The 22,597-nt window shown below is 32.1% G+C and carries 26 protein-coding genes and 1 pseudogene; 11 read left to right on the forward strand and 16 right to left on the reverse strand.

Annotated features, from left to right (window positions below):
* Positions 1-322: 322 nt before the first annotated feature.
* Positions 323-877, reverse strand: a complete 555-nt coding sequence (locus ACFCYN_RS09960) for a Gmad2 immunoglobulin-like domain-containing protein (RefSeq protein WP_375949050.1) — start codon at positions 875-877, stop codon at positions 323-325.
* A gap of 320 nt (positions 878-1,197) precedes the next feature.
* Positions 1,198-1,542, reverse strand: a complete 345-nt coding sequence (locus ACFCYN_RS09965; RefSeq protein WP_375949052.1) for an SHOCT domain-containing protein — start codon at positions 1,540-1,542, stop codon at positions 1,198-1,200.
* 244 nt (positions 1,543-1,786) lie between these two features.
* On the opposite strand from ACFCYN_RS09965, the gene ACFCYN_RS09970 reads away from it, so the two are divergent.
* Complete coding sequence (locus ACFCYN_RS09970) at positions 1,787-2,335, forward strand: GNAT family N-acetyltransferase (protein WP_375949054.1); 549 nt, start codon at positions 1,787-1,789, stop codon at positions 2,333-2,335.
* Between the two features lie 91 nt (positions 2,336-2,426).
* Here ACFCYN_RS09970 and ACFCYN_RS09975 read toward each other — a convergent pair whose 3' ends face one another.
* Positions 2,427-3,965 carry an FAD-dependent oxidoreductase gene (locus ACFCYN_RS09975; RefSeq protein WP_375949055.1) on the reverse strand — a complete coding sequence of 513 codons (1,539 nt, stop codon included), beginning with the start codon at positions 3,963-3,965 and terminating at the stop codon, positions 2,427-2,429.
* A 167-nt stretch (positions 3,966-4,132) separates the two neighbouring features.
* On the opposite strand from ACFCYN_RS09975, the gene hpt reads away from it, so the two are divergent.
* Together hpt and ACFCYN_RS09985 are read left to right on the forward strand one after the other, a co-directional pair.
* Complete coding sequence (hpt, locus tag ACFCYN_RS09980; RefSeq protein ID WP_375949057.1) at positions 4,133-4,660, forward strand: hypoxanthine phosphoribosyltransferase; 528 nt, start codon at positions 4,133-4,135, stop codon at positions 4,658-4,660.
* 205 nt (positions 4,661-4,865) lie between these two features.
* Positions 4,866-6,125, forward strand: coding sequence for a TolB family protein (locus tag ACFCYN_RS09985; RefSeq protein ID WP_375949058.1), 1,260 nt, complete (start codon positions 4,866-4,868; stop codon positions 6,123-6,125).
* 206 nt (positions 6,126-6,331) lie between these two features.
* Here the strand turns inward: ACFCYN_RS09985 and ACFCYN_RS09990 are convergent, their stop codons facing one another.
* Complete coding sequence (locus ACFCYN_RS09990) at positions 6,332-6,853, reverse strand: hypothetical protein (protein ID WP_172445747.1); 522 nt, start codon at positions 6,851-6,853, stop codon at positions 6,332-6,334.
* 162 nt (positions 6,854-7,015) lie between these two features.
* On the opposite strand from ACFCYN_RS09990, the gene ACFCYN_RS09995 reads away from it, so the two are divergent.
* Positions 7,016-7,489 carry a GNAT family N-acetyltransferase gene (locus ACFCYN_RS09995; RefSeq protein WP_375949060.1) on the forward strand — a complete coding sequence of 158 codons (474 nt, stop codon included), beginning with the start codon at positions 7,016-7,018 and terminating at the stop codon, positions 7,487-7,489.
* Between the two features lie 176 nt (positions 7,490-7,665).
* Here the strand turns inward: ACFCYN_RS09995 and ACFCYN_RS10000 are convergent, their stop codons facing one another.
* The 3 genes and pseudogenes from ACFCYN_RS10000 to ACFCYN_RS10010 all read right to left on the reverse strand — a co-directional run bounded on the left by ACFCYN_RS10000 (position 7,666) and on the right by ACFCYN_RS10010 (position 9,976).
* Positions 7,666-8,625 carry an RtcB family protein gene (locus ACFCYN_RS10000; protein WP_483867240.1) on the reverse strand — a complete coding sequence of 320 codons (960 nt, stop codon included), beginning with the start codon at positions 8,623-8,625 and terminating at the stop codon, positions 7,666-7,668.
* Between the two features lie 278 nt (positions 8,626-8,903).
* Positions 8,904-9,119: pseudogene (locus tag ACFCYN_RS10005) on the reverse strand (RtcB family protein); the annotation flags it as partial.
* 404 nt (positions 9,120-9,523) lie between these two features.
* Complete coding sequence (locus ACFCYN_RS10010) at positions 9,524-9,976, reverse strand: GNAT family N-acetyltransferase (RefSeq protein WP_172445750.1); 453 nt, start codon at positions 9,974-9,976, stop codon at positions 9,524-9,526.
* A 265-nt stretch (positions 9,977-10,241) separates the two neighbouring features.
* On the opposite strand from ACFCYN_RS10010, the gene ACFCYN_RS10015 reads away from it, so the two are divergent.
* From ACFCYN_RS10015 to ACFCYN_RS10040, 6 genes are all read left to right on the forward strand, one after another.
* The gene (locus ACFCYN_RS10015) at positions 10,242-10,793 is read left to right on the forward strand and encodes a cysteine hydrolase family protein (RefSeq protein ID WP_172445751.1); all 552 of its coding nucleotides are present in this window, start codon (positions 10,242-10,244) and stop codon (positions 10,791-10,793) included.
* Positions 10,790-12,259 carry a nicotinate phosphoribosyltransferase gene (locus ACFCYN_RS10020; RefSeq protein WP_375949065.1) on the forward strand — a complete coding sequence of 490 codons (1,470 nt, stop codon included), beginning with the start codon at positions 10,790-10,792 and terminating at the stop codon, positions 12,257-12,259. Before ACFCYN_RS10015 ends, ACFCYN_RS10020 begins: the two co-directional genes overlap by 4 nt.
* Positions 12,252-12,881, forward strand: a complete 630-nt coding sequence (nadD, locus tag ACFCYN_RS10025) for a nicotinate (nicotinamide) nucleotide adenylyltransferase (protein ID WP_098117108.1) — start codon at positions 12,252-12,254, stop codon at positions 12,879-12,881. The genes ACFCYN_RS10020 and nadD overlap by 8 nt, the downstream gene beginning before the upstream one ends.
* Positions 12,878-13,699: an ammonia-dependent NAD(+) synthetase gene (nadE, locus tag ACFCYN_RS10030; RefSeq protein ID WP_375949067.1), complete on the forward strand. Its 822-nt coding sequence runs from the start codon at positions 12,878-12,880 to the stop codon at positions 13,697-13,699. The genes nadD and nadE overlap by 4 nt, the downstream gene beginning before the upstream one ends.
* Positions 13,700-13,805: 106 nt before the next feature.
* Positions 13,806-13,946, forward strand: coding sequence for a lmo0937 family membrane protein (locus tag ACFCYN_RS10035; RefSeq protein WP_216853880.1), 141 nt, complete (start codon positions 13,806-13,808; stop codon positions 13,944-13,946).
* A gap of 131 nt (positions 13,947-14,077) precedes the next feature.
* Positions 14,078-15,586 carry a flavin monoamine oxidase family protein gene (locus ACFCYN_RS10040; protein ID WP_375949069.1) on the forward strand — a complete coding sequence of 503 codons (1,509 nt, stop codon included), beginning with the start codon at positions 14,078-14,080 and terminating at the stop codon, positions 15,584-15,586.
* 212 nt (positions 15,587-15,798) lie between these two features.
* On the opposite strand, the gene ACFCYN_RS10045 is transcribed toward ACFCYN_RS10040, so the two are convergent.
* The 7 genes from ACFCYN_RS10045 to ACFCYN_RS10075 all read right to left on the reverse strand — a co-directional run bounded on the left by ACFCYN_RS10045 (position 15,799) and on the right by ACFCYN_RS10075 (position 20,952).
* Positions 15,799-16,212: a hypothetical protein gene (locus ACFCYN_RS10045; RefSeq protein WP_375949071.1), complete on the reverse strand. Its 414-nt coding sequence runs from the start codon at positions 16,210-16,212 to the stop codon at positions 15,799-15,801.
* A 231-nt stretch (positions 16,213-16,443) separates the two neighbouring features.
* Entirely contained in the window at positions 16,444-17,079 is a 636-nt protein-coding gene (locus tag ACFCYN_RS10050) for a thermonuclease family protein (protein ID WP_375949073.1), read from the reverse strand.
* 110 nt (positions 17,080-17,189) lie between these two features.
* A complete protein-coding gene (locus tag ACFCYN_RS10055) occupies positions 17,190-18,122 on the reverse strand; it encodes a DNA-3-methyladenine glycosylase family protein (RefSeq protein WP_375949075.1) in 933 nt (310 codons plus the stop codon).
* A gap of 45 nt (positions 18,123-18,167) precedes the next feature.
* Positions 18,168-19,142 carry a DMT family transporter gene (locus tag ACFCYN_RS10060; protein ID WP_375949077.1) on the reverse strand — a complete coding sequence of 325 codons (975 nt, stop codon included), beginning with the start codon at positions 19,140-19,142 and terminating at the stop codon, positions 18,168-18,170.
* A gap of 28 nt (positions 19,143-19,170) precedes the next feature.
* A complete protein-coding gene (locus ACFCYN_RS10065) occupies positions 19,171-19,632 on the reverse strand; it encodes an NUDIX hydrolase (protein ID WP_375949079.1) in 462 nt (153 codons plus the stop codon).
* 39 nt (positions 19,633-19,671) lie between these two features.
* Positions 19,672-20,598 (reverse strand): DUF1835 domain-containing protein, encoded by a 927-nt coding sequence (locus tag ACFCYN_RS10070; RefSeq protein WP_375949081.1) that lies wholly within the window; start codon positions 20,596-20,598, stop codon positions 19,672-19,674.
* A gap of 225 nt (positions 20,599-20,823) precedes the next feature.
* Positions 20,824-20,952, reverse strand: coding sequence for a YuzL family protein (locus ACFCYN_RS10075; RefSeq protein ID WP_098117100.1), 129 nt, complete (start codon positions 20,950-20,952; stop codon positions 20,824-20,826).
* Positions 20,953-21,055: 103 nt separating this feature from the next.
* Here ACFCYN_RS10075 and ACFCYN_RS10080 point away from each other — a divergent pair, with 103 nt between their 5' ends.
* Positions 21,056-21,298 carry a YkuS family protein gene (locus ACFCYN_RS10080; RefSeq protein ID WP_172445761.1) on the forward strand — a complete coding sequence of 81 codons (243 nt, stop codon included), beginning with the start codon at positions 21,056-21,058 and terminating at the stop codon, positions 21,296-21,298.
* A gap of 204 nt (positions 21,299-21,502) precedes the next feature.
* Here ACFCYN_RS10080 and ACFCYN_RS10085 read toward each other — a convergent pair whose 3' ends face one another.
* Both ACFCYN_RS10085 and ACFCYN_RS10090 read right to left on the reverse strand, forming a co-directional pair.
* Positions 21,503-22,027, reverse strand: coding sequence for a chromate transporter (locus ACFCYN_RS10085; RefSeq protein WP_172445762.1), 525 nt, complete (start codon positions 22,025-22,027; stop codon positions 21,503-21,505).
* The gene (locus ACFCYN_RS10090) at positions 22,027-22,596 is read right to left on the reverse strand and encodes a chromate transporter (RefSeq protein ID WP_375949084.1); all 570 of its coding nucleotides are present in this window, start codon (positions 22,594-22,596) and stop codon (positions 22,027-22,029) included. Before ACFCYN_RS10090 ends, ACFCYN_RS10085 begins: the two co-directional genes overlap by 1 nt.
* Position 22,597 lies beyond the last annotated feature (1 nt).

A 22,597-nucleotide genomic window follows, 5' to 3' on the forward strand; every position in this document is an offset into this window, starting at 1 on the left:
CTTGATAATACTACCTATTGTTTACATTTTCTAATAATTTCACTTAAAAATGATTAAAATTTATTTAAATTTTAATTTTCCACTTACAAAATGGTATGTAAAAAGTTACTCCTAATATCGTTCATAAAGTAAATAACAAGAGGTAAATCCATTTAAACTGTCTTTTACATTTTCTAATTTCAGGCCGTCGAAATAGTCGACAGCTTTTTATTTTGCTATTAATACTCCTAAAAAGAACTTGGCTATAAAAACAAAAAAAGTGTAGAGAAATTTTAATGGTTTCTCACACTCAGAATTTTGTCTATTTTTTTTAGTTTAAGTTTTATTTAAACTGAATTGGAATAGTTAATATATGTTCAGGTTGGCCGTCCTTTGCACTTGCTACATATAATGTCAGTACTCCATTCGGACTAGTTGGTTCATTATAATTTATCACTATTTTAAAGTTCCCCCACTCAGGTGCACCCATATCAGCCATGGTGTTCCCTTCTGCTAAAACATTGTGCCCATCTTCTAATTTATATAGAAATGTCGCTTCAAAAACACTAGCCTTCCCTTCAACAATTAACACATTTTTTCCTGTTGAATCATTTACGACCGAAGTTACTTTAAATGCGTCATTTTCAACTGGCGTAAAAACTTTTACTGGCGGTTTATTATCATCCTTTTTTGGAGGATTGTTATTTCCTTTATCCGTTGTATTATTTTGATCTGTTGAATTGTTTTTATCGGTGGTTTGATCTTTGTCCGAAGGTTTATTTTTATCAACCTGCGTTGTTTTGTCATCCTTTTTGCCATACCCGAAGTCGCTTGACTGACAGCTAGTTAGGCAAATTATGCTTAAAATGGCCATTCCTATAAATAAAAGTCTTTTCATACTATCCCCCCCTAAATTAATTTATTGCTGTAAATTTAATAATGTTCTAAATTAAATTAATTTTTTTTAATACATACAGCAACTAAATACAAAATGTTTTTCGAGGTGAATTGTGAATGAATCCATTTAAATAATAAACTAGAAGTTAAATTAGGATTGGCAAAGCTAGATTGCTTTAAATATTCGAGGAAATAACTGTCTATATAGTAATCTTTGAAGGAATATCGCGAACTGTTTCTAACACTTGTGAGTTTAAAAAACTCCCTAACAAAACTTTTATAAGGATTTACTTTCATATGAAGCCATGCGCTTAAATTCTTCTACATGTCTCGGTTGAAAATTTTTTCCTTTTGTTTTAGAAATTCACTTTCCGTAATAACTCCATCGTTTTTTAATTTGCTTAATTTGCGAAGCTTCACATCAAAGTCCACTTTCTCTCTAGTACTATATTCTTCAACATTTACTTCATAATTTGAAATTCCACGTTTACTAAATAAATTATAAGCGTTGATGATTGTAATCACTAGTGCAAATCCAGTCCAAAGCAATCCAAATAAACCAGCCTCTGGAATGACAATCTTAAAACCAATCACGATAAAAATAAGTCCAATAATTAAAGCAAAAAACGACTGTCCTTTACTTGGTTTCACCCTAATTTTCCTCATATTAGCACCTCCTTATCGTATTTATGATTTTAGAAATAAAACATTGAAGAATGATAATTTTCTTTTGCAATACTATATTCGACAAAACACGTTTAAATACCTATTCAATTTGAACTACCTTATTTTATTAAATGATTATCGTAAATAGGAAAAATCTTTTTTATCATTACGAAAAAACATAATAACTAGCCTTCAAAATGATATGATTTTATTAACCATCATCTATTTTCAGATTTAAGGAGGGGTGTACTTGATTTTCCAAAATAATAAACTGAGCCTTCGTTTATTAGATGAAACCGATATTCCACTTTTATCAAGATGGCTTTCTGACCTTAAAGTTCTTCAATATTATGAAGGTCGAGATAATCCGTTTGATGAAGAAAAAGTTAAACAAGTCTTTTTTTCGAAAGATCCTTCAATTCAAATGTGCATTGTCGTTTATGAAAATATTGAAATTGGTTATTTACAATATTTTAAATTAGATGCTGAGTCAAAAAGTGAATATGGTTATGAACTAAATAATGAAGTTATTTACGGAATGGATCAATTTATCGGTAATATAAATTATTGGAATCGTGGGATTGGAAGCTTACTTGTCTCATCAATGGTAAGTCATTTAGTTTCCATTCACATTGCTAAAAAAATAGTAGTAGATCCACAAACTTGGAATATACGCGCAATTAAATGTTATGAAAAATGTGGATTTAAAAAAATTCGATTACTTCCAAAACATGAGCTACATGAAGGCGAATATAGAGATTGTTTTGTGATGGAATATAAGCTTCTGTCATAGCCAGCTCCCTTGTAAGCCTGAAAATACTAGTTTGGAAACAAACAAAAAGAAAGGATGCCTCGTATATAGGCATCCCATTTCTTTATTTTACTTACTGCACAAAAACTTGTTTTAACGGCTGATCAGCTGGTCCTTCCAAAACTTCGCCATAGATTGAAAATCTTGAACCATGACAAGGACAATCCCATGATTTTTCTCCATTATTCCACTCGACCTCACAACCTAGATGAGTACAAGTAGTGTCGACACAATGAACTTTACCGTTTACATCTTTATAAGCTCCAACTCTTTTTCCATCTAATGTAACTACTGAGCCTTCGTCATTATATAACTCTTCAATTTTTCTAGAAATTGGTTCTAATTTACCTTCAATTAAATGTTTAGCTACATCAATGTTTTGCATTAAGAAATGTTTGATGCTAGGATCAGCTTGGAATCTTGAAGGTGAGAATACTTCAGCATCAACTGCTTCTTTTTCTAAAATTAAATTACTAATCAGCTGAGCAGAAACTGTTCCTGTTGTCATACCCCATTTACGGAATCCTGTAGCTACATATATATTTTGGTTTTTCGATGACAATCTCCCAATATACGGCATTTTATCTAAAGTTATTAGATCTTGGGCTGACCATCTAAACTTAATATCTTCAATTCCGAATGTCTCTTCACCAAAAAGCTTTAAATTTTCATAAAAAGTCATTGTGCGTGTTTCCACGCCAGTTTTGTGACTTTCTCCGCCAATTATAACTAATTCTTCATTGTTATATTTAATCGATCTTAAAGACCTTTTTGGATTGTCAGCGCTTATGTACATTCCTCCTGGATAAGCTGTTTTTACTTTCGCAGCTAATGCATATGAGCGATCTGCATGTAATTTAGTAAAAAACATTTGATTGCCATCATAAAAAGGAAAATGAGATGCACTTACAACATGCTTACATTTAATTTTTCTTCCACTTTGAGTTACGACAACCGGGCAATCACCTGTTTCAACGTTAATGACAACAGTTTCTTCGTATACTTTTAAACCATTTTCTATTGATTCCTTTAATAAATGAATTAAGTATTTCATAGGGTGAAACTGAGCCTGATCTCTCATTGTAATCGAATATTTAGTATCAAATGGTAATAAAGTTTTTACAGATCCAAATGAGTCAATTCCTAATGATTCATAGGCTTTCAACTCTTTTTCCAAATTTCTTACATAATCATCTGAAGTTGTATAAAGTGTTGCATCTTGAATCTCAAAATTACAGTCTATTTGATTATCATTGCTATATTTCTTTATAAAATCCATCGCGTTTTTAGTAGACTGATAAAAGATTTTTGTTTTTTCCAATCCAAAATGCTGAATTAGTTCGTCATATATTAAATCATGCTGTGCAGTTACTTTTGCAGTTGTATGACCCGTTGTTCCATTAATAATTTTATTTGCTTCAAGCAAAGCAACCTTCATTCCCGCTTGTGTTAAAAAATACGCAGTAGTAATCCCAGTTATACCAGCACCAACGATTACCACATCAAACTCACCATCATCATTATACGGTTCAAATGTTGGGATATTTAGTCCACTTCTCCATAATGGCTTTGAGTGGGTCGGTAAGCCATTAAAGTCAATTTTTTCATTCATTTGAGTACCTCCAAATCTGTTATGTGGTTATTATTACCAAATTTGAGTCACTTCATTAAATTAACTTTTCATTCTACTATTTAGTAAATATTGCTAAAATGGATATAATGATGAATGCTCATCAAACAACTTAAATGTAGTTAATAATAAGTAAAGAAGGTATTAATATGGCATATCGAATTAAAGACACGTTAATTTCTGAAGCAGATTTAAAAAATAGAGTAAAAGCAATCGCTGAACAAATTGAAAAAGACTTTAATAACGAACCTCTTATCCTTGTCGTCGTATTAAAAGGCTCTTTTGTATTTGCTGCTGATTTAGTTCGTGAAATAAAGGGTAATATTAATGTAGATTTTATTTCTGTATCGAGCTATAGCAACCAAACTGAATCAACTGGAAAAGTTAGACTATTAAAAGATTTAGATGAGAATATTACCGATCAAAACGTTGTTGTAATTGAAGATATCATTGATAGTGGTCTAACATTGCATTTTTTACGTGACCATCTTCAAATGCATAAGCCAAAATCAATTAAGATTTGTACTTTATTAGATAAGCCTGAAAGAAGAAAAATCAACCTACCTGTTGATTATGTTGGCTTTGTCATTCCAGATGAATTTATTGTTGGATATGGAATTGATTATGCTCAAGCATATCGAAACCTTCCTTATATTGCTACTGTAGAAGAGTATTAAGTTATTTAAAAAAGCCGTTCGATTTTTTATCGGGCGGCTTTTACTTATGCTTTGTTAAATTAAATTTACTGATCATAATTTTGAATTTTGAATTTTGACGGATCTATTTGTAACCAGCCTTTCCATATAGCGAACTTCTTTCACTTTTGATATTTCTAAACTTACTTGGGAAAAATAAATCAAAATTGAAATACGGGGTGAGTTTGTGAAGCGAAAAATTCTATTCATTTTTATTACAATTATCTGTTTAATTTTACCGACATTTAGTCATGCAGAAACAACCGATCCAGCATTAAAAATTGCCTTTATACGTGATGGATTTGTTTGGATAAAAATAAATAATAAAGAGGAAAAAATAACAAAAGTAAAAGGAGTTTATTCAGAACAGCCCCAGTGGTCATTTGATGGCTCTTATTTAATGTATCAAAAAGAAATACCAACTGGCCCAACAACTTCATACCCTACCCGCTCAGAAATATGGGTTTACAATATGAAAACAAAAAAAGAACAAAAAATCATCTACGATGGTGAAAATCCGAAATGGTCACCATCTAAAAATATAATCGCTTTCTTAGATAGCGGAGTCTTAAATGTTTCTGATTTTAATAACTTTTACAATATTGCACTAGGTGTTGATGACTATAGCTGGATACCAAATGGCAAAGGTTTTATTGCCTCTTCAGCTGCATCACTTAATCCAGATGGTTGGACAAACCCAGTTCTTTATAAAATCACTTTACCTAATGATTTAAAACAGATTACTAGCACAACAAACAATGTAAAACAATTTTTTGTCGTTCCTAAAACATTAACAAAAGGCAATACTTCCATACCGTCTATAAATGCAGCGAACTTTCAATTTTCACCTAATCAAAAATGGATTTCCTTTATCGTTAACCCCACAGCTTCATGGTCTATGGATAGTGATATGCTATGTATCATTTCTTCAGATGGAAAAGTTTTTGAAGTTCAGGATGAAATTATTTTACATTTAGATAATCCAAAGTGGGCACAAACTAAAAATATTTTAGGATACATTGCAGGTGGTGGAAGATTAGTATTTGGATACAAAAATAAAAAGATGAAAGTCACTGAAATGCCAGCCTTTACATCAACAAATTTAACTCCGCCACATTCTGCTGAATTAGCATTTACTTGGGTTGATGATTCAGCAATAGTTGTTTCTAGAGTAAAAGAAAGTGAATGGTCTAATGATGAAAAAAAACGTCCGAAACCATCATTAAACGTAATTAATCTTTCTACACATAAACAAACAAAAATAACAAATCCGCCTACAGGTAAAGGTGATTATTATCCAATCTACTCTAAGTCTTCACACAAAATAACTTGGTTTAGAAAAGGAGAATTGGATGTCATTGGAAATGTATGGATTGCTAATGTAGATGGCAGTAATACTAAGTTACTTTTAAAGAACGTTAGCTCGTACTCTATTTATGAGCGATAAAAAGAAAAGGATGAATACAGTTTCATCCTTTTTCCATTTTTAGAGCATCTTGAAAACAACCATCCTGCGTTCTGCTGCTTCTCTTGCGCCCCTTTCCCCCCACTCTACTCGCCATTCATAATTAGATTGATCGAACATTTTTCAACCTCATAAATTCACAACAAAAAATGCAATACTAAAAAATGTATTGCATCAGCATAATTCATTTAACGATAAGTAACTTCTGTATACCCTAAACTATTTTTAGTTGTCACCATTGGTTTATTAGGATAATAGAACACTAAATTTTTATAATTCATTTTGTACTTACTTTTTGCAAAATACTTATTCAAATCAACCTTACTCATTTTTTTCCCATCAATATAAATTGCTTTCCCTTTAGGTTCGCCTTTATCAAATCCATAGATTAGTTTATCATTTAAAAAATGCATTCCCGTGCCTTCTCCGGCGTACAAATGCTCTGCACCAGAAATAGAGGCAAAATTCATATTTAAAAACGCTGATGTTTTAAATATATAAATACTATGTGGGATATTCGTAATACAAAGAATGTATGGACTATGAGGGATTTTAACTAATTGATAATCCTCTTTCTTTAATTCCGGTAAATCTTTATGAATAGCAAAATTAACTGCTTTTTGTTCTGTATTAAAATTAAAAGATATGTATGTAAATATACTCAAAAAAGCTACACAGATTAACAATAATGTAATGACTTTTTTACTCATCTTAGTTGCCGTCCTTATTAAGAAATTTAATTTATTAAGCAAAAGCACACTTCTAATCTATTTATTCAACACATGTATTTCTATTTCCTTTGATTTATATGAAGGTTTTTTATTCAATCTAGTTAAATATTAATAAATATAGAATTAGAAGTTGGAGGTAATATGTTGATTAACATCGTTAAAGTTAAAAGAGAAGAGGAATCTATTTTACATAATTTGATGCAATTTTATATTTATGAATTTACTAAATATCTTTCCGACCTTAAACTCGGGCAAAACGGAACTTATCATAAGTTTAATTTGGAAAAGTACTGGGTAAATCAAAATTATCATGCTTTTTTTATTAAACATAAAGATGAATTGATCGGATTTGCCTTAATTGAAAACTCAACAGAGACTGCCTCAAATCGAGTAGAAGAGTTTTTTATTATTGAAAAATATAAAGGGAAAGGCTTTGGCAAGAAAGTAGCGATTGAACTATTCAATATGTTTCCCGGAAAATGGAGCATCTCCCAAATTGAAAAAAATGAACCGGCTAAAGCTTTTTGGAGAAATGTGATTCGTTCTTATACTAATGATAATTTTACTGAAAGAATTGATGAGAATAAAAAGACCATCCAAGTGTTTACCGTTTGAAATGATCGAAAAAAAGCCACCTTATGGTAAGGCTCATGAGTAAGTAAAAAGGCTGAAATCTGAAAATTAAGTTACTCATAGAGGGTTCATGATTAACTTAAAATATGTTACTCAAACTCTTTTTTCAACAGTCTAAAAGCCACCCAATGTAGGTGGCTTTGGTTTTGTCTATTAAGTTAATTTGCCTTGAAATTATAAAGTGGTTTAATAACTTTGATTACTTCAATTGCGTCCTTTGTATTTTCAATAATTTCGTTCATTTCCTTATAAGCCATTGGACTTTCATCAAGTGTACTTTCTAAAACTGATGTACTCCAAACATCCTTCATTGTTTTTTTAAACTCATCAAGGGAAAGTGTAGCTTTTGCTTTTGTACGACTCAGAATTCGACCAGCACCATGAGGAGCAGAATAATTCCAATCTGGATTACCTTTTCCAATTGCTATTAAACTCCCATCTCGCATATTAATCGGAATTAATACTTTTTCACCTTTTTGAGCAGAAATTGCCCCTTTACGAAGAATCATATTTTCAAGATCAATATAATTATGCACGGTCGTAAATTGTTCTACAACGGTTAAATCCATATTCTGCACAATCTCATCCATCATTGCCTTACGGTTCCATAAAGCATATTCTTGGGCAATTGCCATATCGTGCATATAGCGATCAAACCATTCTCCTTCTAAATAGGCTAAATCCTTTGGAATATATTGAGGCGGATTATTTTTTAATGCAGTCTCAATTTCTTTTTCACGGCCTTCATTCTTTAATTGCTGAACGATCTTTGAACGATTTTCTGACTGACTTTTTAATAACCCATAGGCTTTTTTCTGATAAAATTCCGCTACAACCTTGCCTAAATTTCGGCTTCCAGAATGAATAACGAAATAAATATTTCCATCCTCATCCGCATTACATTCAATAAAATGATTTCCACCACCAAGTGACCCCAAACTTAGCTTTGTTCTAGTTTCATTTAACTCTTTAAAACAATAAAGCTTAGAAAAATCAATATTTTTCACAAAAGCATGCTTATTATTACGAATTGAAAACCCGGATGGAACATGTTTACGGATGACCTGGTCTAGCTTTTGAAAATCAATTTCTTTTTGAGAGATTCTTATTGTTTCCATTCCGCAACCTATATCGTACTTTAACCTCTAATTTCTTAGAGAGTGGACTATACCTTCACTACAATCATCGGAGTATGCAGCTCCTAATGTAGGCCCGCCGTGTTAATTATTCCTTTATTTTTATATGGAATAATTCCGCACAATTGTCTGCTAATAATGTGCAAGTCTCTGAACCATTTGACTACGTCACCATAGCCTCTGGCTGCTGATTGCCCTCGACTTATTTACGTTAGGGTTTCCAGCAATTGAGCGAGTTTTTTAACGTTGGAGCCGTTCTAGTTAACCCCAACGAGATTTGGAACAATTTTATCTTGAATCGTCATCGTAGTCCCAATCGTACATCCCTTCCCTGCATGAGTATCAGGCATAATTCTAATTTTCGAATTTTTCACGAACTCTTGATTACATAGTTCAATAATTTGCCCAATGGCACCTTGTTCAACATTATCTGTAAATATTTTAGCTTCATTAAATGAGCCGTTAACTGTAAGCATTATGTTCTCCTTTCCATTTGCTGAATATTGTTTTATTCCTTTTATATTAGACTAATCCCATTAAGTAAAACTGTTATAAAACATATATATAATTTAAGCTATAACTACCAAAAAAGTATTATACTTAGCACCTCCCTAATTAATAAAGTTTGTCAGTATTAGCTTCCCATGATTGTTCTTCAAACGTTTAATTGTTAATTGCAGAACTATAAAATGTAAATTTTCCCAATATGCATCTTCATTTACCTAGTTTTGCTGCAGTAATTTCAAGACGATTTTCAGTTAAAAGAATCGAAAACGTTAAAAATAAACAAAAAAATTTCCCGATACAAATACTTTTTAAATTGGCTTACAATTGACATATGGAAATGCACATATCTATTATTCATATTTCCGGGATTATACTAATATGAGTTCTCTAAATTCAACGAATAAGAAAAAAATTCCTTATCAACTTGATAACCATTTTTTTCATACAAAGCTTGTGCCGATCTATTATCAATCGCTGTTTGTAAATCCAATGCCTTCGCTTTTGTATTGATTGCAAATCCTTTAGCGGCATCTAACAGCATTTGTGCTACTCCCTTTTTCCTTGCTGCTTCAGTCACAAATAAGTCATTTAATATCCACAATTTTTTCATTGATACTGAAGAGAAAGTAGGATATAACTGAGTAAACCCTAAAGATTCCTCTCCTTCTTTAACAATAAAAATAACGGAATCTTTATTATTAATTCTTTCTGTAATAAAATTAATCGCTTCATCTACATTACTTTCTTGTTTATAAAACTGTCTATACTGATCAAATAGCTTTGCAACTTCTACAATATGTTCTGAATTTGCTTGAACTACTTCCAATTTTGTCACCTCTACTATCTTTAAACTTATTTAGTATTTAGTTCTTTCCATTTCAAAAAAATCCTTTAATGATCACAAAAGCACATTACATCTTTTATTACTTTTTCTAGAAAAGGTAATAATAAATTCCAAATGAAATATTAATTTTCCAAAATTTAGGTTTTCATATGAATTAACTTATAATAATATTGAAGATGAAAAACTAATTTGATTTAATTCACTATGTGAAGAATTTAACATTCTAATTACTTGGGGTGATTTGAAAATGAATAAAAAAGCGCTCATTATTATTGATTATACGAATGACTTTGTAGCAGATGCTGGTTCATTAACTTGTGGTAAGCCAGCTCAGGAAATTGAACAAAGTATTCTTCAATTAACAAAAACTTTCATTGAAGATCAAGATTATGTTGTATTTGCTGTAGATGTCCATGATGAGAATGATCCGTTTCATCCTGAAACAAAATTATTTCCACCTCATAATATTAGACATACTAAAGGAAGAGATTTATATGGTGGCTTAATGGATTTATACAATTCATCAAAAGGTAAATCAACTATTCAATGGATTGATAAGACTCGTTATTCCGCATTTGCAGGAACTGACCTTGAGATAAAACTAAATGAAAGAGGAATTAATGAACTTCATTTAATTGGGGTTTGTACTGATATTTGTGTATTACATACAGCAGTCGATGCTTATAATAAGGGGTATAAAATAGTCGTTCACGAGCAGGCAGTTGCAAGCTTTAATGCAGCTGGTCATGAATGGGCATTAAGTCATTTTAAAAATACTTTAGGGGCGGAAATAAGATGAATTACAACTTTCACGATGATAGCCTTGCACTTCACACAGACCTTTATCAAATTAATATGGCAGAAACATATTGGGGAGACAATATTCACAATAAAAATGCTATTTTTGAACTATATTTTCGAAAACTCCCATTCGGGAATGGATATGCGATATTTGCAGGTTTAGAAAAAATAATTAGTTATCTGCAAAACTTCAAATTTAGTAGTACAGATCTTGTATATTTAAAAGAAGAACTTGGATATGAAGATGAATTTATTCAATATTTGTCTGGTGTAAAATTCACAGGTTCCATTAGATCAATTCAAGAAGGTGAATTAGTTTTTGGTAATGAACCTATTTTAAGAATTGAGGCCCCGTTATTAGAGGCTCAATTAATTGAAACTGCCTTATTAAACATCGTTAATTACCAAACTTTAATTGCTACAAAAGCGTCACGTATTAAGCATATTGTCGGTAATGACACTCTTATGGAGTTTGGTACTAGACGTGCTCAAGAATTTGATGCAGCAATTTGGGGAGCAAGAGCTGCTTTTATTGGTGGATTTCATGCGACTAGTAATGTTCGTGCTGGTAAATTATTTAATATTCCTGTTTCAGGTACACATGCACATGCGCTCGTGCAAGCTTATCGAGATGAATACATAGCTTTCAAAAAATATACAGATCGTCATTACAACTGTACATTTTTAGTAGATACTTACGATACCCTTAAAAGTGGAGTCCCTAATGCGATTAAGGTTGCTAAAGAGCTAGGTGATAAAATTAACTTTGCAGCGATCCGGTTAGATAGTGGTGATTTAGCTTATTTATCAAAAGAAGCTAGAAAAATGCTCGATGAAGCTGGCTTCGTAAATACGAAAATTGTTGCTTCGAATGATTTAGATGAATATACAATCTTAAATTTAAAATCACAAGGAGCTAAAATTGATTCTTGGGGTATTGGAACAAAGCTTATTACAGCATATGATCAACCGGCTCTTGGAGCAGTTTATAAATTAGTAAGTATTGAAGATGAAAACGGTAAGATGATTGATACAATAAAAATTTCTCAAAATCCTGAAAAAGTAACAACACCAGGACTAAAGAAATTGTATCGAATTATTAATACGGTTAACCATCACGCTGAGGCTGATTATATTGCCCTTGAAGATGAAGATCCACAGTCAGAGGAAAAAATTAAGTTATTCCATCCAGTTCATCCTTACATTAGTAAGTTTGTTACTAATTTTGAAGCTAGAGAGCTTCATCACCAAATTTTTACAAAAGGCGAATTAGTTTATAAAATGCCTGCGATTAAAGACATTCAAGATTTTGCTGAAAACAATTTAAGTGTACTTTGGGAAGAATACAAGCGTGCATTAAACCCAGAAGAATATCCAGTAGACTTAAGTCAAAAATGCTGGGATAACAAAATGGAAAAAATAGCAGAAGCTAGAAAGAAAACAGAGGAAATGAAAAATGGCTAAAATTGGGATTTACGGCAGTTCGTTTGATCCAATCACAAACGTTCATTTATGGACTGCTAGTACAATTGCTCATCGTTGTCAATTAGACAAAGTAATATTTTTACCTTGCTCTTCAAAAAGAAGGGATAAACAATTACATAATACTGATGAACATCGTTGGAATATGTTAAATTTGGCAATTCAAAATAACACAAAATTTATTGCAGACGATTATGAAATGAGTAAAGAGGCTTGGGAAGTCTTTACTTACTATACAATGAATCATTTTAAAGCTAAGTATAGTGAAGATGAAGTTTACTTCATAATGGGGGCTGACCTTCTAGAAGATATTGCAGAAGGAAAATGGAAATACGGTGATCAATTAGTTTCTGAAAATAAATTCATTGTTATGGCGCGTGATGGAATTGATATGTTAAAGACCATCTCTCGTTCTCCCCTATTAAGAAATAATGATAATGGCTCTAGATTTCATTTAATTGATAAAGGATTAGCAATGGAAATTAGTTCAACTTATATCCGAGAAGAGTTTGCTAAAGGCGGCGAGCCAAGATATTTATTGCCTGAGGAATGCTACGCTTATATTAAAAAATACAATCTGTATCAAAAGGAGAATGAAGATTGAACAATTTACAAAAAGAAATCGTTGAAGAAATGAAAGTGAAGCCTGTTATTTCCCCTAAAGAGGAAATAAGAATTAGTGTTAATTTCTTAAAAAGTTATTTAAAGAAACATCCATTTTTAAATGGTTTTGTTTTAGGCATTTCAGGCGGCCAAGATTCTACTTTAACCGGTAAACTTGCACAAATAGCAGTTGATGAGTTAAATAGTGAGCAAACCGAAAAAAAGTATTTATTTATCGCAATTCGCTTACCTTATGGTGTACAAATGGACGAAGAAGATTGCCAAGAGGCGTTAAAATTTATCCAACCCACTAAGACTTTCACAGTAAATATTAAAGCTGCTGTAGATGCAAGTGTTAATACATTAAAGGATATTGGAATAGAGCTTACTGATTTCGCAAAAGGGAATGAAAAAGCTAGAGAACGAATGAAAGCTCAATATAGTGTCGCAGCAATGAATGGTTGTGTTGTATTAGGAACAGATCATTCTGCTGAGGCTATTACTGGATTTTACACTAAATTTGGAGATGGTGGCGCTGACCTTACTCCACTTTTCCGTCTAAATAAACGTCAAGGCAAAATGTTATTAAAAGAATTAAACTGCCCAGCTAAACTATATGAAAAGGTTCCAACTGCTGATCTTGAGGAAGATCGCCCACAATTAGCAGATGAAGTAGCTCTTGGTGTTACATATGATGATATCGATGATTATTTAGAAGGTAAAGAAATTAATAGTGACTCACAAGCAAAGATCGAATCATGGTTTAATAAATCCAGACATAAGAGACAAATGCCTTACACTGTATTTGATAAATTCTAATTCTTAAAACTTTAGTAATTTTTTCGTTTAAAACTTTAATTGGATATGAAAGTAAAAATTGGACATCGTAATAATACAGTCATTAAGAAAGGATGTTTAATTCATTATGTGGATTTTATTCTTTATTCTTTTAATCTTATGGGTATTAGGCTATTTTACTTTCCATATCGCAGGTGGATTAATTCATATTGTATTAATTATTGCAATCATAGTATTTATCGTTAACCTATTTAGACGTAAAAAGTAGCAGGATCAATACACATCGAGAGCTTGAATTTTCAAGCTCTTTTTGTTTTCTTTATTTCTCTGTTTAGCTCTTCTATCTTCCTCTATTATTGAATAAGATTCAATGAATGTCATAAATAGAGGAGCAAAAATATGACAGTAAGTATGGAGCCTCCTATTTCTATGGAACAAATGCTTCAAACAATTCGTACAGGACTACCAAAAACATTGGAACCTAAACATATAATCATTGTTGGTGCAGGTATTTCTGGCTTAGTGACTGCTTCTCTTTTAAAAGCAGCAGGGCATGAAGTAACGATTCTAGAAGGAAATAATCGCATTGGTGGACGAATTTATACAAATCGTTCTTTTTATGCAAACCAGTATATGGAAAATGGTGCAATGCGAATACCATCAATACATTTACTTGTTCTAGAATATATTAAGAAATTTAATCTTACTCTTGAAGAATTCATTAATAGCACTCCAAAAGATATTATTTATGTTAATAACGTAAGAACTATTCAAAAGCTTTATGAAGAAAATCCAGACATTCTAAACTTCCCCACATCACCATCTGAAAAAGGTAAAACAGCAGAATATTTGGCCGGGTATGCCATGCAGCCTGTAACTGATTTCATAAAAAAGAATCCAAAAAAGAATTGGGAAATCGTGATTAAATTGCTTGATCGTTACTCTATGGAATATTATTTAAAATACAATCCATATGGCAGAACATTATCAGTTGGAGCAATTGATATGATCAAGGTTATGCTAGGTATGGAAGGCTTTCCAGAGCTCTCATTCACTGCATTACTTCGAGAAGTAATGATTTTATTTACTCCCGGTCTTAAGTTTTATGAAATTAAAGGTGGAAATGACCATTTGCCATATTCCTTCCTTCCTGAAATACAAGACAATCTTTATTACAATCAAAAAATGAAAAAAATTGAACAACATGACTCATATGTAACAATCCATACAGAAGATACCCAAACCTCACAACAATATAATGTCACTGGTGACTTAGCTATCATTACAATCCCATTTTCATTACTAAATTTCGTGGAGGTAATTCCACGCGATTTATTTTCTTACAACAAATATAAAGCAATCCGACAATTACACTATGTGCCCTCGACTAAAATCGGATTGCAATTTAGAACTAGATTTTGGGAGAAAGAAGGTAATATTGGCGGAAAAATGATTTCTGATTTACCTGTACGTTATTCCTATTTCCCAAGTCAATCCGTTGGCTCAGAAGGCCCAGGTGTCATATTAGCAAGCTATACATGGGAAGACAACGCATCAATTTGGGATAGCTTAACAGAAAAAGAACAAATAGAAAATGCGTTAGAAGATTTATCAAGAATTTATGGGAAAGAAATATACAGTGAGTATATTACTGGTAACACATTTAGTTGGGCAGAAAATCCATTTTCAGGTGGTGCTTTTGCCATTTTCAAACCTGACCAGCAAACTGAAATTGCCCCCTATATATCAACACCAGAAGGAAGGATTCACTTCGCTGGAGATCACACGTCTACCGCTCCAGGTTGGATTCAAGGTGCAATCGAATCCGGAATAAGAGTAGCCTATGAGGTTAACGATTTGCCTAAATCGGAAGCAAATGAGAACTTTGAAACGCATGAACAAGGATAAGGCAATTGTGTAAGGAACGCGGCGAACACAAAGCGAACAACATGAATTTTGAACTTTGTTCATAAAGAGCTGACTTTCGTGCATAAACACAAGTTTTTCGCGCGTAAACCAGAGTTTTCTGTGCGTAATAAATTGAACTCAATTAATTAAACCCTCATATGTAGATTACAAATAAAAAACCCACAAGAATCTTGTGGGTTTTCTTCAAAGTTTTATCTAATTTTTAAATAACCAACTGAAGGAACAAATGAATAACCTTGATTTATTACCATATCAGTGATTTCCGTTGTTTCTATATCTTTGACTTGATGAAATAATTTATACTTTATGTATTTTACTTTCTTTCCTCTTAACACATTATTTAAATAAACTAATTCAATTGCTAAAAAAGGTATTCTGTACTTTAAATTATTCGTTATTCTGTTTGTAATTAGCTCATTGAACTCAATATCAGCATGATTAATAGAATTATTTCTCATATCATCTACTAATTTATTTTGTTTATCAGTGAACTCATTAATAATATATTCGATTTCCACTTTTGATAAGGAACGAGTTTCTTTTAATGGCAGTGTAACCTGATTTGTTTTTTCTTTACTAAATAATCGTTTAAAAAATTTAATCATAGTCCCGTCCTCTTCAATTTTTTCTTATTTATATTTTGGCACTGTTAAATAAAATTGTAAAAATAAATTTTTAGGCACTAATATTATTCTACTATTAAATCAAAAATCCTTTGTATAAATGCTACTCTTTTTAAATTTTTTTGTTCTTAAATTAAGAAATTCAATACAAATAGCAAGATTGAAGGAAAGATTCTAATCAGTAATAAAAAACACCTAAAAGTAGGTGCTTTTTTAGTCACTTTCACATGCATAATGATCATGATCTCGATCCATTTTTTCTTGATAAGCTTTGTTCCCTTTTGACACACCATTTGGATAAACTTTTCTTAAGTCTGTACAATTCTTAAATGTTTTGCCCTTAGATACATTGTTAGTATTTGTTTGATTTACTTTATTTTTACTCCATAAACCAACTCCCCGTTTTTGGGCAGTTGCTTGTAAACTTCTTAGCTCAGATTCATACGAATAGTCACCATAGTCATAAAATTTTTCAACATAACCTTTTTTTATAATTTCTTTTTGAATTAATCTTCCATCGATCCAAACCCATGCAAGTGTTCGATTATATTTATCCTTTTTCGGACCATCATACTCAAGCTCGATTGTTTTCGCATTTTCTAATAGATTACAAGTATACGCTGAAGCTTCTTTTCCAAAAGGTTCGATCGTCCTTGTACTTTCTGGTGTATCAATATATAAGAACCTTGTTGTACCTACAGTTGTAAATCTGGCTGTATCACCGTCAATACATTTAACTAGTTCAACTGTAAACTTTGTATCGGATTTAGCGTTAACAGATGTTGCTTGCTGAGAACAGCCACTAATTCCAAGGATAGCCATTAAAGTTAGTAATATAAATCTTTTCATGATGTTCCCCCAACTACTCTTGTTACTAACTATTATTTTAACAATAAAATCCAATTATGTATCGAATAATAGAGGGATTTTTCAATTTTACCGGATAAACACATCACATATTAAGAATATAAAGATCTCCATAAATAAAAAGTTACGTATGCTTCCCAACCTTCCCAGCTTGTCGATAATTTTTTAATTTCTTCTACTGAAGGCTTTTTCTCTAAAGATAGTAGATTTTTTAAAGCATTATGTATTCCTACATCAGCAATTGGAAAAGCAGATTTTTCTTTTAAACATTTCATTAAAACATAATCTGCTGTCCAATTACCAACGCCTCGAATTTCTACTAGTTTACTTAGCTTTTTCTCATAAGAGCCTAAATCTTGCAAATTTTCTTTTGAAATGAGACCCTCTGCCATAAGTTTTGCAATCCCAATAACATACTCTGCTTTTCGCGTCGTGAATTTTAGGCTAGTTAAATCTGAAACTTCTAGTTCGGCTATTACATTCGGAGTTGGAAATAGCCAAAAAGTTTCATCCTGCCATTTAAAACTCTCTCCATATGTTTCAACAAAGCTTCGTTTTAAAGAAAATGCGAATGTAAGATTGATTTGCTGCCCCATAATTGCCCATGTAAATGCTTCAAATAAATCGGGAATTCCTATTACACGAAGTCCGAAATGCTGATTGATTAGTTGCTGTAGCAATTGATCATTTTTACTTAATTGATAGAAATCCGTAAGATCTCGATCTAAATCAAATAAATCCCAAACAAATACTGCTGCAGCTACCCTTGTTTCGTCATTTAATATTTGATCTGGAAACTCAATCAAAACTCGATTTTGCTCACTGCTGACTTTGAGAAAAATTAATTCATTTTCTACTTTTATAAGCTTAAAAAAATACTCCCCTTTAACTTGATGGAGTACTTCATTATTCGACCTTGCTAAAAACACTAAGCATTCTTTAAAGGAGAAATCTTTTGGTGTTAAAATGGATATCGAATTCTTACTTTCATCTAGTACAAGTGATTCTCTGAATTCTTTATTCATGTTAATTACCTCTTTTCAAATTCTGGGATAAAAATATTTTCTAGCTCATAAATTAACAGTCTCTTTATCTTGCTTTAAGACTTTTTCCTTCTGTGATAGATAGCTATGTAAGATCATACCTACCATTATAATAAACATACCAATCCAAGAAATTATCGTTGGAAGTGCTGAGGATAAGAAGAAAATCTCACCAATTACTGTAAACAATACTTCCATTGATTGGGTCGCTTCTACCGCGCCTAATTTTTGCATATTTCCTCTCACCAAATCAGTTGCTTGAAAAAATAATACAGTTGCAATCACTCCAGATGAAATCGCTACAATTAATGATTGTGAAATTTGGCTTTGACTCGGCAGCCCTAGCGTATAAAAACCATAGATTGAAAGAATAAGCCAAAATGGTAAACTTGCTAAAGTCATACCTAAAACACGTTGATATACATCCAGCTTTCCATCACATATTTCCATCATTTTTCGATTACCAAGTGGATAAGCAATGGAAGCAATAATGACTGGTAAAATGCCCATTATTACTGTTGAAATAGCTATTTTTGTAGCTAACTCAATTTGCATTAATAAAATACCAAATATAATTAATAATGACATCCCTAGTCCTTTAAATGGGATTTGGCCACGTATCTTTTGTAGACCATTTGGTGTTTGCACTGAAATAAAAAATAAAGGCGCTAACAATGAACCAGATAAAATCGTGATTTGCCATGAACTAGCTATTAGCCAACCTGGAGAATAAACCGCTGCAAAACAGATTGGTGCATAAAACAAACCAAATCCAATTGTTGACCATAAAATCCAACCTTTTAAATTCCTTTTCATTTCTTTCAATAAAACAGTAAGATTTCTTCTAGAAATTACGATCATCATTAAAAAAGGAACCATAAAAAAGTACCTTAATGACGCGCTCCAAATCCAACTTCCACCGGATAATTCCATTGAGTGGTTTAAAATAAACGTTATCGAAAAGAAAAATGCTGCTAATATTCCTAATATAATTGGGCGCATTTAAACCACCACCTCTTAACTCATTCCATTATTTAACAATAAAATGATTTTCTGTTGAAAAATCCTTTAATTTTGTTCGCAAAAATTCCGGGTATAATTCGATTTCTTCAAGATTCTCAATCGGTACCCATTTGAATATTAGTCTATCACCTTCAAGACCATAAAACGATTTATTCATCATATGAATAATCTTTTGTTCACTTTTAACTTTATAGTAAAGACCAACTTCATGAATATCTTTGCCGTTATAATGAAAGAAGTTTTCTACAGTCCACATCATTTTTTCGATGTCAACTTCTATGCCGAGTTCTTCAATAAACTCTCTTTGTAAGCTTATATGTGATTCTTCATTCAATTTTATTCTACCTCCAGGTAAGGACCAAATTGATTCACTTGCTAGTCTATGAATTAGTACATGTCTGTTTTCAATCCAAATACCTGCCACTCTTAAATTAAATACATTGTTTTCTAATTTAAATACAACATCCATTATAAATACCTGCCATTTATTTTATTCTTCTTTCAGTATTTACATAGTGGGTTTTTCAAATAGATGAACTCCTCCAACCCACCAGTCAATTCCGTTTAAATGAATTCGATTTGCTTTTCCCGATAATACGTCTAGCCCCCATCTAGTTAACTCAAACTTTGCTTTTGGGTTATGTTGCTTATAACTTGGTAATTCACTATTACAGCTTATTAAAGGATACTCACCCTTCATTAATTCATTTAAAATAGCTGCGAAATATAGATCACTTAATCCATCATTTGTTCTTTGTCTGATGAGCTTATTAAATAGTTCTGCAAATGATGTAATCCCTGCATTAATCATAGTTAATGCTAGTAATTCTACTTCATTTAATCCACTCTGTGCAGATGGAAAATATGTTTTATGACATAATAAGGCTTGTTTTAAAAATGGAAGTGTATGACATTCTTGAATAAACTCATCGAGTTCTTCCAATCTTTCTGATTGATAAGCTTTCCATCCTGCACAAGCCTCTTCAATTTGTTCTTTTGTAATTTCCTGTTTAGTCGGAAGTAATTCAATTAATTGTTCAGTTGATAATTGACCTAGTCCGTGAAATGGTTCAATCCCTTCATATTCATTGATACTAACCATTGAAATTTTTTGAAATCCAAGTGATGATAATTCTGTTAATAAATAGAGAATCGTCACTTGATCATAGCGATCATGTTCGAACCATAAAACAACTTCCTCAGTACGTGATAGTTCATTTAATAAACTATATTGTTTTTGACAATTTTCAATAAAAAAGTCGGCAGGAATTTGTAGCTTATGTTCAAAAAACTCTGCTCTTTTTCGACAAGTTTCTTCCAAAGACCACTCATTACTCAGTGGCCCAAAATCATACATTTCTCTCCAGACGATTATATTCCCATTTAAAGATTGTATTTTCCCACCAACCACGTCACCATTTACAATATGATTCATTTATTCATCTACTCTCCTAATATTTTTAATTTAAATGAAAATACATTACTCCAAAATATTGTTGTAATGTACTTTAGCAAAATCAAAAGATTATTTAATTAAATTCTTAATTCTTCTTATGGATAGTAGAATCCTTTTACATTGATCACTATTTTTAAGTTAAAAACAAAACCACCTATTTATAGGTGGCTAAACATTTTCATCTGAAAGATTAACAGTCTAAAATTAATCTCTTTTTTGTTTTTTTCTACTTGAAGACATTTCCACACCTGTTTCAGATGTAGTAGTCCCTTGACCTTGCACATTTGGTGACCCTAAGCCAGCTCTAGATGGATCTTTTTTAGTTTTTCCCATATCAATCACCTCCATCTTTACTTTTTCTAAACGTTAACTTCTTTATTCAAAGAATAATTTTCCTATTAATTGCAAATCTTATATTTCTGAGGAGGTGTTTTTTATGGCTAGAATCGGAGTAGAACAATCTTTAACAAATGTCCAAGAAGCATTACGTTCAGCAGGTCATGATGTAGTTGAATTAAAACAAGAATCAGATGCAAATGGTTGTGATTGCTGTGTAGTAACAGGACTTGATTCAAACGTTATGGGAATGCAAGATACTGCTACACAAGGATCAGTAATTGAGGCAAGTGGCTTAACGGCTGAGCAAGTTTGCCAACAAGTTGAAAGCAGATTACTATAACAAACTACAAACCAAGGTATAAATTGTAAAGAAAACTCGCCGATTGGCGAGCCATCAGGCGAAGACAGAGGCGTAGTTGCACTTATATTTATCTCTAAAATTGGCCTCTACGTCGATTTTCTCCATCTTTACTAATTTATACTTTCTTAATGTGCAAAAAAGGGTAAGCAAAATTTAATGAAATTTGCTTACCCTTTTTTCGACTCATAAATTTAATCCACCGTATAACAATGCTCCCATTACAATAAAAGCTGGATGTAGCTTTACTTTCTCCATTAATATGTAGCTAATCACTCCTAAAAATAAAAATTGTCCGATACCGATTTGAGAAAATGAATCGTGAAATGAATTAAAAGCCATAACACCAAGCAATACCGCGATTGTCGGCTTGACATAGAGAGTCATTCGCTTAACTTGGATTGAATGACGATATTTATACAAAATTCCCATTAGAGTCAACATGAGGATTAGTGATGGGGCAACTGTAGCGAATACTGCCAAAAAAGAGCCAACTATTCCACCCTCATGAAATCCGATATATCCTGCCATTTTCGTAGCAATCGGTCCTGGAAGAGAATTCCCCATAGCAAGAGCCTCATTAAATTCTTGATGCGTTAGCCATCCTCTTGCGATCACTTCTTTTTGAATAAGAGGAATTGTCGCAGGGCCACCGCCATACCCTAAAATATTAGCAACAAAAAACGACCAGAAAATGTTCCAATATACCATTATGCAGACAGTCCTTTTGATTTTTTACCTTCTACTGAATTGGTTGGCTTTACTAATGCAAATATCAAGAGACCACCAATAATAAATCCTGGATGTATATGAAAATATTGCATTAAAACAACACCTACCAAAATGTGACCGATTGTAAATGGCCATTTTAGCCCCTTAACCGAACCTTGTACAAATTGCCAAGTTAATACACCAAGCATTACTCCAACTACTGGAACGATGGCTTTAGTCATCCCTTGCACCCATTTTAAATCTTTAAATGTAACGAGTGTTGTTAATAAAATAACCATTAAGATAATCGTCGGTAGAATCGTAGCGATAATGGCATTGATCATCCCCACCGAGCCACCAACTTTGAATCCGATGTATCCTGCCATTTTTGTATTGATTGGTCCCGGTAAAGTATTTCCAATTGCTAGAACATCACCGAATTCTTCATCGTTCATCCATTTAAAGCGATCAACCACTTCTTTATGTACTAAAGGAATGGTTGAAGGTCCACCTCCATATCCAAGCATGCTGCTTCTGAAAAAGGCGATAAAGATGTTAAATTGTTTCATA

The organism is Gottfriedia sp. NPDC056225 (assembly GCF_042267765.1).
Lineage (GTDB): Bacteria > Bacillota > Bacilli > Bacillales > Bacillaceae_G > Gottfriedia.